The sequence below is a fragment of the Bacillus sp. FSL M8-0256 genome (genome assembly GCF_038005765.1).
GTDB lineage: Bacteria > Bacillota > Bacilli > Bacillales > Bacillaceae > Bacillus > Bacillus safensis.
In genome coordinates, this window is sequence record NZ_JBBOTU010000001.1 from 3,327,782 (window position 1) to 3,341,554 (window position 13,773).

The 13,773-nt window shown below is 40.1% G+C and carries 9 protein-coding genes; 6 read left to right on the forward strand and 3 right to left on the reverse strand.

What is annotated here, in order from left to right; translation table 11 throughout:
• Positions 1 to 3 precede the first annotated feature (3 nt).
• The 3 genes from uvrA to NSQ76_RS17315 all read right to left on the reverse strand — a co-directional run bounded on the left by uvrA (position 4) and on the right by NSQ76_RS17315 (position 5,413).
• Positions 4 to 2,880: an excinuclease ABC subunit UvrA gene (uvrA, locus tag NSQ76_RS17305; RefSeq protein WP_034623782.1), complete on the reverse strand. Its 2,877-nt coding sequence runs from the start codon at positions 2,878 to 2,880 to the stop codon at positions 4 to 6.
• A gap of 7 nt (positions 2,881 to 2,887) precedes the next feature.
• A complete protein-coding gene (gene uvrB / locus NSQ76_RS17310; RefSeq protein ID WP_024423583.1) occupies positions 2,888 to 4,873 on the reverse strand; it encodes an excinuclease ABC subunit UvrB in 1,986 nt (661 codons plus the stop codon).
• A gap of 294 nt (positions 4,874 to 5,167) precedes the next feature.
• Entirely contained in the window at positions 5,168 to 5,413 is a 246-nt protein-coding gene (locus NSQ76_RS17315) for a CsbA family protein (RefSeq protein ID WP_024426229.1), read from the reverse strand.
• Between the two features lie 281 nt (positions 5,414 to 5,694).
• Between NSQ76_RS17315 and NSQ76_RS17320 the strand changes: the two genes are divergently transcribed.
• From NSQ76_RS17320 to NSQ76_RS17345, 6 genes are all read left to right on the forward strand, one after another.
• Positions 5,695 to 8,226 (forward strand): PEP/pyruvate-binding domain-containing protein, encoded by a 2,532-nt coding sequence (locus tag NSQ76_RS17320; RefSeq protein ID WP_341055117.1) that lies wholly within the window; start codon positions 5,695 to 5,697, stop codon positions 8,224 to 8,226.
• Positions 8,227 to 8,316: 90 nt separating this feature from the next.
• Complete coding sequence (locus NSQ76_RS17325) at positions 8,317 to 8,889, forward strand: TetR/AcrR family transcriptional regulator (RefSeq protein WP_025093985.1); 573 nt, start codon at positions 8,317 to 8,319, stop codon at positions 8,887 to 8,889.
• Positions 8,890 to 8,929: 40 nt separating this feature from the next.
• Positions 8,930 to 10,264 (forward strand): MFS transporter, encoded by a 1,335-nt coding sequence (locus NSQ76_RS17330; protein WP_034623777.1) that lies wholly within the window; start codon positions 8,930 to 8,932, stop codon positions 10,262 to 10,264.
• Positions 10,265 to 10,536: 272 nt separating this feature from the next.
• The gene (locus tag NSQ76_RS17335) at positions 10,537 to 11,520 is read left to right on the forward strand and encodes a hypothetical protein (protein ID WP_024426234.1); all 984 of its coding nucleotides are present in this window, start codon (positions 10,537 to 10,539) and stop codon (positions 11,518 to 11,520) included.
• Entirely contained in the window at positions 11,517 to 12,203 is a 687-nt protein-coding gene (locus tag NSQ76_RS17340) for a response regulator transcription factor (RefSeq protein WP_034623775.1), read from the forward strand. Before NSQ76_RS17335 ends, NSQ76_RS17340 begins: the two co-directional genes overlap by 4 nt.
• A complete protein-coding gene (locus NSQ76_RS17345) occupies positions 12,200 to 13,615 on the forward strand; it encodes a HAMP domain-containing sensor histidine kinase (RefSeq protein ID WP_034623773.1) in 1,416 nt (471 codons plus the stop codon). The genes NSQ76_RS17340 and NSQ76_RS17345 overlap by 4 nt, the downstream gene beginning before the upstream one ends.
• Positions 13,616 to 13,773 lie beyond the last annotated feature (158 nt).

Here is a 13,773-nt window from a genome sequence, read left to right on the forward strand (position 1 = left end):
TCTTTATGAAGAAGTCACACTTTCCGTTTCTTTAACCAGTTGTTTCATGCGTTTACGGTCACGCTCTAAAATAGGCTTCAAATATTGACCTGTGTAAGATGCTTCTTCTTTTGCAATGTGCTCAGGAGTACCAGAGGCAATGATCGTTCCGCCGCCTGCACCACCTTCTGGTCCGAGATCAACGAGATAATCAGCAGCCTTGATAATATCAAGGTTGTGCTCAATGACCAACACCGTATCTCCGTTTTCAACCAAACGCTGAAGCACCTTTAATAAACGGGCAATATCATCCACATGCAGTCCTGTTGTCGGCTCGTCCAAAATATAAAGGGACCTTCCGTTTGAACGGCGGTGAAGCTCAGATGCCAATTTCACGCGCTGTGCCTCTCCTCCGGACAATGTCGTTGCAGGCTGTCCAAGTGTAATGTATCCAAGCCCCACATCATAAATCGTTTGAAGCTTCCGCTTAATCTTTGGGATATTCTCGAAAAATTGGAGTGCGTCCTCCACAGTCATTTCAAGCACATCAGCAATGTTTTTCCCTTTATATGTGACCTCGAGTGTTTCGCGGTTATAACGTTTCCCGTGACACACTTCACAAGGCACATACACATCTGGCAAAAAGTGCATTTCAATTTTAATGATGCCATCCCCGCGGCACGCCTCACAGCGGCCGCCTTTGACGTTAAAGCTGAATCTGCCTTTTTTATAGCCTCGTACCTTTGCTTCGTTTGTTTGTGCAAACACATCCCGCACATCATCAAAGACACCTGTATACGTGGCAGGGTTGGATCTTGGTGTACGGCCAATTGGAGATTGATCAATATCAATGACCTTATCCAAATGATCCATTCCTTTGATTTCTTTGTGCTGCCCTGGCTTCGCCTTCGCTCTGTGCAATTTTTGTGAAAGTGATTTTAATAGAATTTCATTCACAAGCGTACTTTTTCCTGAGCCGGATACTCCGGTCACAGCTGTAAAGACACCCAGAGGGAACTTCGCATTCACGTTTTTCAGGTTGTTTTCTTTTGCACCTTTTATCTCAATATAGCGACCGTCAGGCTTTCTTCTCTCAATTGGCAGCGGAATAAATTTCTCACCTGATAAATATTGGCCTGTTAAGGATTTCGGGTCCTTCATGACTTCTTCTGGCGTTCCAGCTGAAATCACTTCTCCTCCATGAACTCCTGCTCCAGGTCCAATATCTATTAAATAATCAGCGGCTAGCATGGTATCTTCATCATGCTCCACGACAATCAGTGTGTTCCCGATGTCACGCATATTTTTCAACGTCCCGATCAACCGGTCATTATCGCGCTGATGCAGACCAATGGATGGTTCATCTAATATATAAAGAACACCTGTCAGCCTTGAGCCGATTTGAGTTGCCAGGCGAATCCGCTGCGCCTCTCCGCCTGATAGTGTGCCAGCGGACCGGCTCAAATTCAGATAATCTAATCCCACATTATTTAAGAAGGACAAACGCTCTTTGATTTCACGTAAAATGAGCTGGGCAATCTGCAAATCTTTCTCAGACAACTCAATTTTTTCATAGAAATCAAGGGCATCAGAGACAGACAAATCGGTGATTTCTCCGATATGCTTGCCATTGATGAGAACCGCCAGCGTTTCTTTTTTCAGACGATATCCTTTACATGTCGGACATGGCTGATTGGCCATATATTTTTCCATTTGTTCACGAATATAATCAGAGCTGGTTTCCTTATAACGCCGTTCAATATTACGAAGAACGCCTTCAAACTCAATTTCATTTTCACGTACCTGACCAAAATCATTTTCATATTTAAAATAAATCCGTTCAGATCCGCTTCCATATAAAATTTTATCAAATAAATGCGATGGGATATCTTTCACAGGAATGTCCATGTCGATGCCATAATGTGTACAAACAGCCTCAAGAAGCTGCGGATAGTATTGCGAGCTTTGCGGCTCCCATGGTGCAATGGCATGCTGCCGTAAAGTCAGATCCTTATTAGGAATGACAAGCTCAGGGTCGACTTCCAGTTTTGAACCGAGCCCATCACAGCTCGGGCAGGCACCAAAAGGACTATTAAATGAAAACATTCTCGGCTCAAGCTCACCAATAGAGAACCCGCAATGCGGACAAGCATGATGTTCGCTGAATAACAGCTCTTCTTGTCCAATCACATCAATCATCACTCGGCCTTCGCCCAGCCGCAGCGCCGTTTCAAGGGAGTCAGACAGCCGAGCAGCAACGCCTTCCTTCACGACAATTCGGTCAATGACTACTTCAATGGAATGCTTCTTGTTCTTTTCAAGCTCGATATCTTCTGAAAGATCCTCCATCTCTCCATCGACTCTCACTCGTACATAGCCCTGCTTCCGAATTTGATCAAGCACTTTCACATGTGTTCCTTTGCGGCCGGATACAACTGGTGCAAGCACTTGTAATTTCGTTCTTTCAGGATATTCTAAAATACGATCTGTCATCTGCTCAATCGTTTGTGACGTAATTTCAATTCCATGTATAGGACAAATAGGTTTTCCGACTCGAGCATACAAGAGACGCAAGTAATCATAAATCTCAGTAACAGTACCAACTGTTGATCTAGGGTTTCGGCTCGTCGTTTTCTGGTCAATACTAATCGCCGGAGAAAGACCTTCAATGGCATCTACATCCGGTTTATCCATCTGCCCAAGAAATTGGCGTGCATACGCTGAAAGAGATTCAACGTACCTGCGCTGACCTTCTGCATAAATCGTATCAAAGGCAAGCGACGATTTTCCTGAACCAGATAATCCCGTAATGACCACTAGCTGGTCACGCGGGATATTCACATCAATATTTTTAAGGTTGTGGGCTCTAGCACCTTTCACCTCTATTCGTTCCATAGCCATCAGGCAATCATCCTTCCGCTTTTAGCTCTAGCAATAGATCTCTTAATTCTGCTGCTTTTTCAAAATCAAGCGCTTTTGCTGCATCTTTCATTTCCATCTCAACTTTTTCGATCACTTTTTCTCGTTCTTTTTTGCTCATTTTCGAAAGCTTTGGTGCTGCTTTTGTTTCGTATTCTTCTGAATCCTCATGTATCTTTGTTGCCTTAATGACATCTCGAATTTTCTTATGGATCGTTTGCGGTGTAATCCCGAATTTCTCGTTATATGCTTCTTGCTGTTCTCGTCTTCGCTTCGTTTCTTGAATCGCAATGTCCATCGATTTCGTCATATTGTCTGCATACATAATGACCCGGCCTTCTGCATTTCTCGCTGCACGGCCAATCGTCTGGATGAGGGATCTTTCAGAGCGTAAAAAGCCTTCTTTATCCGCATCTAAAATGGCCACAAGCGACACTTCTGGAATATCCAGTCCTTCACGAAGAAGGTTGATTCCAACAAGCACATCATATTTACCGAGACGCAGATCACGGATAATCTCAATCCGCTCAAGGGTCTTAATCTCTGAATGCAGGTAATTCACCTTGATTCCGATTTCTTTTAAGTAATCTGTGAGATCCTCAGACATTTTCTTCGTCAATGTGGTCACGAGCACACGCTCATTTTTCTCAACTCGTGCATGAATTTCTCCAATTAAGTCATCAATTTGTCCTTCAATCGGACGGACTTCAATGATTGGATCAAGTAATCCCGTTGGACGGATAATTTGTTCCACAACCTCTGGTGTTTTCTCAAGCTCATACGGACCAGGCGTGGCTGATACATGCACAATATGATTGATATGTTTTTCAAACTCATCAAAAGTGAGCGGTCTGTTATCAAGTGCTGATGGCAGGCGGAATCCGTGATCAACCAACACTTGCTTTCTCGCTTGGTCCCCGTTGTACATGGCGCGGATTTGCGGAATCGTCACATGCGACTCATCGACCACAATCATAAAATCATCTGGGAAATAATCAAGCAGTGTGTAGGGTGTTGAACCAGGCGGACGCAAGGTCAGATGTCTTGAATAGTTCTCAATTCCTGAACAAAAGCCCATCTCTCTCATCATCTCAAGGTCATATCTTGTCCGCTGCTCAAGGCGCTGCGCTTCAAGCAATTTTCCATTTTCGCGAAGCTTTTCAAGCTGTTCTTCTAGCTCTTGTTCAATATTGATAATGGCTTTTTCCATTTTTTCTTCTCTTGTGACGAAGTGAGATGCTGGGAAAATCGCCACATGATCTCGATCACCAAGTATTTCTCCAGTCAGCGCATCCACTTCACGAATACGTTCAATTTCATCACCGAAAAACTCCACTCTGATACAATGCTCATCTCGTGAAGCGGGAAAAATCTCAACAACGTCTCCTCTGACTCGGAAGGTTCCGCGCTGAAAATCTATATCATTACGAGAATACTGAATATCCACCAGCTTACGAAGAAGCTGATTGCGTTCAATCTCCATTTCAGTACGCAAAGACAGCACAAGCTCTCTGTATTCCTCTGGCGAACCTAAGCCATAAATACAGGACACACTGGCAATGATGATGACATCTCTTCTCTCAAATAACGAGGACGTAGCCGAGTGTCTCAGCTTATCAATCTCATCATTGATGCTGGCATCCTTCTCAATAAATGTATCGGTCTGAGGTACATATGCCTCTGGCTGATAATAATCATAGTAACTCACAAAATATTCAACAGCGTTATTCGGAAAAAATTCCTTGAATTCGCTGTATAACTGACCGGCAAGTGTCTTATTATGCGCAATGACAAGTGTCGGTTTGTTCACTTCTTTGATCAGGTTGGAGACAGTAAAGGTCTTTCCCGTACCTGTAGCACCTAACAGCGTTTGATGCTGTTTCCCCTGATGGATCCCCTCAACAAGCTTTTCAATCGCCTTTGGCTGATCTCCTTGGGGCTGATAGTTAGAAACTAATTCAAAGCGGTCACTCACATCAAAGCCTCCGTTTCGTTTACGAAATCTATCTAATGAATATATTATCATAAAAGAACACAAAAATACGAACTAAAGTTCGGCTCTTACTTGATTTTTATTTCCAATACAGTCATACCCTCTCTCCCATGGGAAATAACCCTCTTAAGAAAACCTTCCTTTCAGTATGGAACATTTTGGAGTGAGATATTCGATGAGCAGAAAAAGAAAGCTGTGCTTACTAGAAATCGTAAGCACAGCTCTTTGTTTAAAACATGTCAATTTTCAGCCATCATGCTCTTGATAGCGATGACATCATTGATTTTCTTCAGCTTTTTCTCTTTTTTCGATTTCTTTCTTAGCCATAAACAAAGCCCCAGCTACTAAAGAAATAATATCTAATCCCACAATAAAGTAGGTTTCTGTATAGCCTTTCATGTACGAAGCAAATAAAAGCGCTGCTGTTAACGCAATGCCCACATAATGATTATAAGTAACCTTTGAAAATAAAATAACGAGCAAGAAAGGAAAAACTAGTGCAAATATGGCTTTTGTAATCACAAAAACCCTCCCTCTTCATGGTCTACTTCCTTGATTATAGTAAAGATTGGCATATTGAACAATTCACAGTTTTCAATTTCGCCTTTTTTCTCCATGTTCGGAGACTTTTGTTTTAGAAATAGAAGGAAATTAGTGAGATTGTCCCCTTTGTAAAGATAGGTCTTTCCGTCTTTGACAATAACATCCAATCAATCCTATGATTAAAATGATAGTGCGCACTATCATTTTAAAAAATAGAGAGACATACAAACCATTGGCTATTTGGATAAGGGGGCATTCCCATGTATTCAGTTTTATTTCATGCGGCTGAAGAATCCGCATCACTCGCAGGGGCAAAAGGCCTGAATTTAATCAAATTAAACAATCACGGCCTGCCAGTCCCAGATGGGTTTATTATTAAAACCAACAGCTTTGAAAGCTTTCTTTCATATCACAATCTGCAGCCAGCAGAACAAAACCTTTCTCAAAAAATCAAAGAAGCATCGTTTCCTTTACAAATGGAAGCAGAGCTGCTTTCGTCCTTTCAATCCTTGCGGAAGACTTACCCCTCAGTTGCAGTCAGGTCCTCTTCTGTTGCTGAAGATCTCGAAGGCGCCTCATTTGCAGGACAGTACGAGACTTATTTAAATATCAAAACAAATGAAGAGTTTTTACAGTCAGTCAAAGAATGCTGGTCTTCTTATTTTGCAGCGAGAGTCACAGAATATAAGGAAGAGATGAATGAAAATGAGGAAGAGATGCCGCTCATGGCCGTTGTCGTTCAAGGATTGATCCATTCTGACGTCTCCGGTGTCATCTTTAGTGAGAATCCCGTATCGGGGAAAACAAATGAAATGATGCTGACCGCAAGCTACGGATTGGGAGAAGCAATTGTCTCCGGCCTTGTGACACCAGACACGTTTATTGTAGATAAAGAGAATTTTTCGATTGAAAAAACACTTGGGGCGAAAGAGCTACAAATTGTTCCTTTCCAAGAGGGTGTCATCGAGGAGCCAGTATCGGAGGAAATGGCTGGCCAGTTTTGCCTGAACGATGATCAATTGAAGGAAATCACACAAATCACGAAACAAGTAGAAGAACTTTACGGACATGGAGTCGATATCGAATTTGGAATTGCAGATGGGTCGTTTTATTTACTTCAAGCAAGGCCGATTACTACAGCTCTTCCAAAAGCAGTAAATGACACAGCAGGTGCTTCTTTTCAAATGAAGCCAGAAGAGCTGCAGGATTTCTGGATTTCAATGGATGATCATATGCCTGGTCCAACGAGCCCTCTTTTCTCAAGCCTGATCATACCAGCCTTAAAAAGCGGGATGAAGAAAAATGGAGAAAAGTATCAAGTACCTGATTTGAACATCAAAGATATTAAGCTTTACAGAGGCCACCTATACTCAGCACCGGATCTGCCAGAAGCGCAAGAAGGAGCTGCACCCGTTTTTGATGAAAGTATATTTGAGTTATTTCCTCATTTAAGTGAACGGATGTATGAGATTCTAGAGAAAAATTTCTTTCCATTTTACGAAAAACTCGATCGCCAAATGAATGAACCTATGACCATTGAAAAAGCCATCATTGGTTTTGAAGAATTAAAGGATTTTTATATTCAAGCATATGATGATCATTTTGATATCGTCATACCACAAGTCATTCTATCAGCCATCATCGAAGACATGCTTGTAACGTATACTGGTGATCAAACCCAAGTCGTCTTGCTGCACGAAATGATGATAGGCGTGATGAACAAATCTCTTGAAACAGACAAGGTGCTATCTGATATCGCAAAGGATGTCCTTCAAGATCCAGAACTTCATCAAGCATTTATTCAACATGAAAAGAACTCGGAGCTGTTACATGCACTCAATCACTCGGAAAAAGGAAGGCATTTCATTTCGAAATTGGAGGATTTTCTCCAAGTTTACGGCTGGCGATCTGTTAAAAGTCATGACCTTACAGATGAGACTTGGGCAGAAAACCCGGAGTTTATATTAGATATCATCAGAAATAACATCCATTGCCATTGTGATTTTGATGAAGAATTTGCAAAAGCAGTGATCAAAAGACAAGAGACATATAAACATTTTATGAGTCAAGTGAAGGATGAATCGTTTAAAACAAAATTTGAGACGCTGTATCAATTTGCCCTTCAAGCAGCGAATATCCGAGATGACCACCACTTCTATATTGATGCCATGTTAGATGCAAAGGCCCGGGTATATCTATTAAAAATAGGTGAACTTCTTGTACAAAAAGGAGCCATTCCTCATCAAGAAGATCTTTGGTATCTCTACGATGAAGAGGTACAAAAAGCGCTCACAACGTCTATCTCATTTGATTCGGTTATCCAGCAAAGAAAGATAGAAATGAAGGAAAATGAAGTTATTCAACCACCGGCTTACATTGGTACACCAACTGAAGCGGAACTTCAGCAAGTAGAAAGAATGCTTGGTTCATTAAGAGAAAATGAAAACAACACACACGATGTGATCCATGGAATTGGCGCATCCAGCGGTATTGTTTCTGGAAGAGTAAAAGTCATTACATGTGCTGATGAATTCTCACAATTTCAAAAGGATGATATTTTAGTTTGTAAAACGACCACACCTTTATGGACGAGCTTATTTAGAGATGCAAAAGCAGTCATCACCGATGCTGGAGGCATTTTATCTCATTCAGCTATTATCGCAAGAGAGTATATGATGCCAGCTGTCTTAGGTACTAGAATAGCAACTGAAACACTTCAATCCGGTGACCTTGTGACAGTAGATGGCAGCAATGGACGCATTCAGATTTTAAAGCAGCATTCGCGTGCATAAACTTATCATTTTGGATGATATTGGCGGTCATAGGTTTTATCGGTATACTTACTTTGTTGCAAACACATTCATAACCTGAGGTGAGTATGCTTGTTAAAATCTACAAATCAACGAATCATTCGCGCAACAATGGATTTATTAACTGAAAAAGGCTATCAAAAAACAACAACCAAAGAAATAGCGACAAAAGCGAATGTGAGTGAAGCAACTATTTTTCGCAACTTTAAAAACAAACGCGGCGTGATTGCTGCCATTATGAAAATGAAATCAACACCGACAAAAACCCTAGAAGCAGAATTCAAAGGCGATTTATACACCGATTTGAAGTTTCTCGGTACCTATTTCCTTGAAGATTTGACTTCCAAAAAAGAATTTATTTATATCAGCATGCGAGATCCGGTTATGTATAAGGATTTAACCAGTCACGAAAAGATTTATCCTCAAGAATTGAGAGAAATGCTCATACAATATTTCAAAAAGATGGGTGCCCAGCATCATGTATTAAAAGGAAATGAAGACATTTATGCAGACATTTTCATTAGTACGTATTTCGGATTTTTCATTCAGCAGCTAGAGCAAGATTTTCAACTCGTTCTCACACAAAAAGAAGATTTTATTGAAACATGCACACACATTTTCATGAGAGGAATTTCTCCCGCTTAAAGGGTGGAATTCTTCTTTTTTACAAAAGGTGGTATACACATTGAGGTTAAAAAAAGAGAGTTTCGTCATCTATTCTTTGTTGCTTGGAGCTATACTAGTTCCAGTCAATTCAACGATGATCGCTGTCGCTCTATCATCCATATCAACTTATTATGATCAATCCCTTGCAAACATCACTTGGGTTGTCACAATTTATCTAATTGTCATGGCAGTCACTCAGCCTATCGCTGGTAAGTTAGGAGATATATACGGACACAGGCGAATGTATTTAATTGGGGTCATGCTCTTTTTAATTGGATCAATTGGATGTGCTTTAGCTCCTAATCTAGCTTTTCTCATCACTTTTCGTTCCATTCAAGCAGCTGGCGGTGCTATTTTAACACCGAATAGCATTGCATTGATTCGTGCAACAGTATCCCCCGAAAAATTGTCTAAAACAATGGGGTATTTTGGGTTTGGAGCCGGTATTGGTGCCGCACTTGGACCTTTTATTGGTTCGATTCTTATTCAGAGTTTTGATTGGCATTCTATATTCTTTGTCAATATCCCATTCTTGTTCCTTACACTTGTTACCGGCGTATTACTCATTCCAAAAACAAAGCATACACGCTTACAAGCAAATGTAGACATCACTGGTTCACTATACTTAACCATCGGGATTGCCACACTCATTCTATGCACTAAAAGCCAATTGCTAAATGAATACTTGATCTATGGAATTCTAGCGTTGATCGTCATTCCTTTATTCTTTAAACATGTACGAAAAGTAAAGAATCCGATCATCGATTTGTCGCTTTTTAAAAACAGTTCATTTACAAACGCAAACCTGTCGATCATGCTAAGTAATTTTGTGATGTATGCCATTCTTCTAATTATGCCGCTGTTTATGGAACAACAACTTGCACTTTCTCATACACAAAGCGGTATTATTCTATCAGTATTTTCTCTTTGCATGTCTATTAGCGGCTTGTTAGGGGCAAGACTCCATCCGAAAAAAGGCGCGAAAAAAATGATTGGCTTTTCATTTCTCTGTCTGACTTTATCAGGCATCATGTTAATCACACTCAGTCAGTTCCCTACCTTACCACTGCTTATCGTGACACTTGTCGCAGGTGGAATTTCATCAGGTATTGGAATGACCAGTATGCAGATGGCTTCTTTAACGTCTGTTGATCAAAGCTTATCTGGTTCAGCATCTGGTATTTTCTCTACCTTTCGATATTTTGGCAGTATCATTTCGTCTACATTGATTGGGATCATGAGTGGTTTTCAATCTTTATTTATTGTATTAATGGGTGCAGGTATTCTTGGTTTCCTTTTATCTCAACGTGTAAAAACCAAATCAAACTCCGCATCATCTGAACATTCCGCCTAATGACTCCCTTGCTCTATGTTTAGTTAGAGCGGGGAGTTTTCATCATTTGTATCACTGTAAACTATAGCGAGTGCATCCATCAAATCCTGAAAATCATCTTTTAAAGAAGAAAAAATGGCATATGTCCAGACAAAAAAGGAACTTCAGGTACAAATGGTCTCCCTCACTTACCTAAAAGCTTTTTTTCATTCTTTCAGCATGGATAACTTCAATTTTTTTTCACAATTTTTGTGGTATGATTTTGAAAATAGAGAACGCAAAGGAGCGGAAGAATGGAACGTGTGAAATATGTTTTGATCTGTTTATCAGCTCTACTTTTATTCCTGACAGGCTGTGGAAAAGAACAGCAATTTACGCCGCCAGGCAGCTCTCAATCCATCGCTGTCATCTCTCAATTAAAAAAAGCCTCCTTTTCAATAGTTGATATACAAAAAAATAAAATGCTCTCTTCTGTGGATTTAAAACACCCACTCACTGATCTTATTCAAATCAATAAAGACGTCATCATCGCTACAAGTAAAGAGGGAGAATCCCTTATCGAAATTAATCTAAAACACGGTACAGCAACAGATTATATGAATGTGGATAAAGGACTGACTTCCCTTACATATGATGCAGCTTCTCATACATTAATCGCTGCTAACTCACAGAAAAATGTCGTTTATTTTATTGATACGGAGCGCAAAAAAATAAAATCGACTGTGAAAACTGGAAAATTACCTTCTTCTATGACTCTTTCTTCATCAGGTATTTTATTTGTTTTAAATGCAGAAAGTCATACTGTCTCCGTCATAGATATTGAAAAGGAAAAAAATATACGTACTTTTTCTGTACTTGAACGGCCTTCTGGGATTCATTTTGATGGACAGTCCATTTGGATCGGCGGCCACGGTAAACAAGGCACCTTAAATAAGAGTATTTTTGCTTATGACCCTAAAACTGGAAAAAAACAGCGAGAAATAAAGCTAGGCGTTATGCCTGTTGCATTTTTTCCAGAGAAAAATTCTTCTACTTTATATGTACTATGTCATGGAGATCATACGCTATACAAAGTAGATACCAAAACAAATAAACAGCTTGCTTCTGTTGAAACTGGTCAAAATCCGAATTATATCACCGCTGATACGACATCAATTTATGTGAGTAACTTGGATGACAACTCAGTATCCATCATCGATAAACACTCACTTATCATGAAAAATCAACTGAATGTCCCATCAGGACCTTATGCTATCGTGTTGGAGGAAAAGAAATGAAGGAACAAATGCGTATTTTAATCGTAGATGATGAGCTTGATATGCTTGAGTTAATCGGGTCTTTTTTAAAGAGACATGGCTTTCACATTATCACTGCGAATAATGGAAAAGATGCCTTGCATCAGCTTGAAAAGGAATCTGTTGATCTTGTTGTATTAGATATCATGATGCCTGACATGGATGGATTTGAAGTCTGTCAGCGTATTCGACAAACATCTCAAATACCGATTTTATTTTTAACAGCGAGGAGTTATGAACAGGACCGAATTAGAGGACTTGAAATTGGAGCGGATGACTACATCATGAAGCCTTTCAGTCTGCGTGAGCTTGCAGCAAGAATCGAAACCACTCTGAGACGAATTAGAGGTCTTTCGCTAAAGCGCAGCCGAATACAGATTGGTGACATGGAGATTGATCAAGATGGCAGACAAGTTTACCTCCATCAACAGCCCATTAATTTAACAAGAAGAGAATTTGATTTACTCATGTTTCTTTTGCTCAACCAAGGACAAGTGTTTTCACGAGAACACCTTTATCAAAAATTGTGGGAATCACATTCAACGAGCGGCTCTTTAAGAACTGTCGATACACATATCAAAACGCTGCGACTAAAATTAAAGGAAGCAGAACGATATATTAAAACCGTTTGGGGTGTCGGCTATAAGTTTGAGGAGGAAGAATGAAGCCATTATCGATTAAAAAGAAAGTACTCTTCTTAATTCTTGCAGTGATCGGAATCGTTGCAGCCTCAGCGCTTGCCCTTACCTTTTACTTATACCAGCATTTATATATTGATAAACAGATCAATTCCTTAAGTTTGCAAGGTAAGAAGCTGGCAGAAATCTATCACACACACGGGAAAGACAAGTATTTTACCGACAGAATGAAATGGGCAAATGACTCAAGTCAGGCAAGCATTATTTTTACAGATGATCCAATGGAGCTTTCAAGTGGACTTCCTTTTGATACGGACACAAATGATAATCTCATTACGTTCAAGGAACGCCAAAAGCTCCTTCAAGGTGAAACCGTCGTGTTAATTAGAGAACACCCAAAGTTTCACCAAGATATTCTTGGCATCGCCATCCCTGTTTTCTCAAGCAATGATGATCTATCGGGAACTATTTTCCTCTCCATGCCCTTATCAGATGTATATGAACCCTTTGTCCAAATTAGATTGACGCTTGGCATATCCATCTTAATGATTCTGCTCCTGATATTCGTGATCGGATATAAGAGCTCCAATAAAGTAGTGCAGACAATTAATAAAATGAAAGAAATTGCAATGGAAATGGAATCTGGTGACTTCTCAAAACGAATGGCCGTAACCAAAAAAGGAGATGAGTTAAACCAGCTTAGCCGCTCCTTTAATAAACTGTCTTCAACCCTCGAAAAAGTTGAACAGCACCGCAGGGAATTTCTTGCGAATGTCTCTCACGAACTTAGAACGCCTTTAAGTTATATGAAAGGCTATGCAGAAGGAATTGAAGAAGGGATCATTGATCAAAAAAAGGGAATGCAAATCATCCAAGATGAGGCCACACGTTTAAGCCGGCTTGTGCACGACCTTTTAGATCTTGCACAGTTAGAAGGTGACTCTTATCCACTTACGATGGAGCCAATCGTCTTTGCACAGCTCATCCACGATGTTCTTGATCAAATGGCATTCATCGCTGACAAAAAAAGCATTACTTTCAAACGAACGCTTGAAGAGGATTGTATTGTTTATGGTGATAGTGACCGTCTCCAACAAGTAATCCGTAATTTACTCGATAATGCCATTCATTACACGCCATCTGGAAAATCAATATCGATTGAATTACAAGTTCACCAAGGTGTTGCTGAATTGAAAGTGACTGACGAAGGCAGCGGTATTCCAAAAGAAGATCTCCCACATGTTTCCGAGCGATTTTATCGTGTAAATAAAGCACGAACAAGAAAGGATGGCGGATCTGGCCTTGGACTAGCCATTGTCTATCAAATCATTAAAAAACATCATGGAACATTCGACATTCAATCTGAACCTGGCTTTGGTACGACAGCCATCATTCAACTTCCCAATGCTCCATTCAATGAAAGCTCACCTACTCTATAGCTACTCACGTATTTTAAAATATCATTTGGAATTACTACTTTATCAATAAATTCAGTATCCATAGGATTTTCTACAACTTGAACAGCTCTTTTCATCAAGAGCTGTTTTTATTTCTAAAAGATAAAAAAATGGTCTTTTTTTATTAACATTTTATTCAT